3 protein-coding genes are annotated in these 3,090 nt (G+C 45.5%); 2 read left to right on the top strand and 1 reads right to left on the bottom strand.

Going from position 1 to position 3,090, the window contains the following annotated elements:
* The coding region (locus ACWA6V_RS19885; RefSeq protein ID WP_449524121.1) for a sensor histidine kinase at positions 1 to 1,440 on the top strand (1,440 nt) is incomplete at its 5' end.
* Between the two features lie 303 nt (positions 1,441 to 1,743).
* Positions 1,744 to 2,538 (top strand): RES family NAD+ phosphorylase, encoded by a 795-nt coding sequence (locus ACWA6V_RS19880; RefSeq protein WP_449524120.1) that lies wholly within the window; start codon positions 1,744 to 1,746, stop codon positions 2,536 to 2,538.
* Between the two features lie 20 nt (positions 2,539 to 2,558).
* Here the strand turns inward: ACWA6V_RS19880 and ACWA6V_RS19875 are convergent.
* Positions 2,559 to 3,090, bottom strand: a 532-nt coding sequence (locus ACWA6V_RS19875; RefSeq protein ID WP_449524119.1) for an FAD-dependent oxidoreductase, incomplete at its 5' end; no start/stop codon positions are given.

Genomic DNA, 3,090 nt, shown 5'->3' with positions numbered 1-3,090 from the left:
GGCGCTGTTATTGCGTTCACGTTTTGTGTTGCCGCACTCGTCTCCGGCTTGCAATTTTACGGCGCATACCGCTTAGCGCTGATCGACGCACAGAAACATTTTATTGACATTGAAAACAGCTATTTACCCAGTTTGGCCGCGGGTATGTGGTCAGTCGATCAAGGGCGTATTGACACGCTACTGGATGGCATTGCACAACTGCCAGACGTGGGTTTTATCGAACTAAAAGACGAACTGGGACAGCGCTGGACGCGCAGGCACACGGACTACCACAAAGACTTATTTAGCCGCAGTTTTCCTATTATTCATCGCGAAGGTGATGAACAATTTCCCATGGGCGAACTCACAGTTGCGCTAATGTCGGCAGGGATAGAAACAAAGTTATTCCATACCGCTAAAAGTATCGCTATCACCACCTGCATCACACTCTTCTCAACTGTTTTTTTTGTGCTTTTTATTGTGCGCTACTGGATCACGCGTCATTTAGAAACCATGGCCGGCTACGCCAAAAAATTGGATTTGAATAATCTGGACAGTGAATTGAAACTCGCCCGCACTGAACGCGACCAGCCAGATGAATTGGGCCTGGTGGTCGATGCAATCAATAAGATGCGCCTAAGCATTAGCAGTGATTTAAACAAGCGCAATCACCTGTATCAGGAGTTAAGTGTCTATCGCAATCAGCTGGAACGATTGGTATCTGATCGCACTATAGATTTGGAATACAAAAGCCAGCAACTGGAAATTAAAACGGCCGAATTACTCGTGCAAAACAATGAGCTGGATGCCTATGCACATACCGTTGCGCACGATTTAAAACAACCGGTTAGTACGCTTATCGCGGCATCAAGCCTATTGGGCAGTGCACAATTATCACCAGAAAAACAGCAGCAACTTGCCAATACTATCCAGCGCTCCGCCAATAAAATGCGCGCGATTATCGACTCACTATTGCTGCTCGCCAATATCCGCAAAAGCGAAAATGTCGCGCTCGCCAGTGTGGATACGCAACACACCGCAATGGAAGCTTGTGCGCGCCTGCAATCGTTTGCCGATCAACAAGGCGCAACAATTCAGCTTGGTGAACATTGGCCAAAGGTACTCGGCCATGAGCAATGGGTTGAAGAAATCTGGATGAATTTTTTATCCAACGCGTTGAAGTATGGCGGAGCGACGCCAAGAGTAGAACTGGGCACTGAAACACTGGCCAACGGCATGATCAAATGCTGGGTAAAAGATTCAGGCCCCGGCTTAAACACCGCACAGCAACACGAAATTTTCGATAAATTTGTCCGTTTCGATACCCAATCTGCCGACGGCCACGGCTTGGGTTTATCCATCGTAAAACGCATTGCGCAACGACTGGATGGTGAAGTGGGCTACGAATCAGCCCCTGGAGGCGGCAGTATTTTTTGGTTTAGTTTGAAGAGTGCGATTTAGGAAGCTACCAAGCTGGATCTAGCGCAGGGGAATTCTAACTAAAGACGAAAATTTGTCTGCAAAAAAACGCTCATGGCATTAATATCGAAAAATCACTGAACCAAACGAGTATCTATGATGAAAGCCGAACCAAAACACAAACTGATACAGCGCCGTACAACTATCCTTAAAGGTATAAACAGAGGTGAAAAGGCTATACTTGAAGGTCGAACCCTAAGCCATGAACAAGCGCGTGTAAAAATGCATAAATGGCTCAAATAATATAGGCAGTTGTTTAATTACCACATAGGGACGCTGAGTCAGATGAGTAATTATATTTTTTCTCCAACCGGCTTTACTGCTTTCATAGATCGCATACTTAATGAAGAGCGTCACTTTTGGTCAGATGAAACCAATCAGTTTTTGAATGCCATGCTGGAATCAAGTAAAACGCGCACCCGAGTAGTACCCTCTGGGACCGAATACTTTAGGGCCAGACTATGCAATAACGATGGAACATTATTACCCAAGGAAGAAATGAAACCAAAAAAGAACCTAAGAAGTGAAGGACGAGTGAATCCATACAATATCAATGTGCTTTATTTAGCAAATAGAAAAGAAACAGCAATAGCTGAGACGCGAGCAGCAAACCGCAAACCCGTGACCGTTGCAAGATTCACTACAACCCGCGACTTAAAACTAGTTGATTGTACCAAAGATAGACCAGGCTTTGGCTGGTGGTCAAATCACATTCAATGCCAAGAAGATGCAGAGGGGTACACATGGGTTGATATTGGTGGAGCTTTTTCAAAACCCACTGAACCAAATAATTCAAGAGACCTTTATATTCCGACGCAAATCATTGCAGAATTTTTTAAACACCACGGGTTCGATGGAATAATTTATCAATCTCAATTTGATGCAAGAATTCAAAAAGCAGGAAAACACGAAGAAATTTGCGAAAATATAGCATTATTTAATATAGATGATGCAGAACCTGTAGATGCAGAAATATGGAAGATACAGCATCAGATTATAGAAGTAGCACCACAACAAGGAACCTCCCTCGCTTACAACACCGTATCCCCGGAAAAAAAATCAAGCGAGACACCACAATAGTGACTCGCTCAATATTGTTATTAAGCCGGCGCGCTGGTGCGAATCAAATGATCAAACGCCCCCAGCGATGCTGTTGCACCCGCGCCCATCGCAATAATAATTTGCTTGTAAGGCACATTGGTGCAATCACCTGCGGCAAACACGCCGGGCAAAGAAGTTTCACCGCGCGCGTTAATTTCAATTTCACCGCGATTGGTGAGCTGCACTGTACCTTTTAAGAAATCGGTATTGGGCAGCAAACCGATCTGCACAAAAATGCCCTCCAGTTCCACGGTTGCGATTTCATCGGTATTGCGGCTTTTGTATTTCAGCGCAGTGACTTTTTCATCGTTGCCGATCACTTCGGTCGTCAGCGCTTCGGTGATCACAGTGACGTTGGGCAAACTAAATAATTTACGTTGCAACACCGCGTCGGCACGCAATTTTGAATCGAATTCAATCAGCGTTACATGGGCGACAATACCAGCCAAATCAATCGCCGCTTCCACACCGGAGTTGCCGCCGCCGATGACCGCAACGCGTTTGCCTTTAAATAGCGGGCCATCGCAGTGC

Source organism: Cellvibrio sp., from assembly GCF_053579595.1.
Note: the sequence above shows the minus strand (reverse complement) of the source record. Positions and strands in the feature narration are given on the sequence as shown.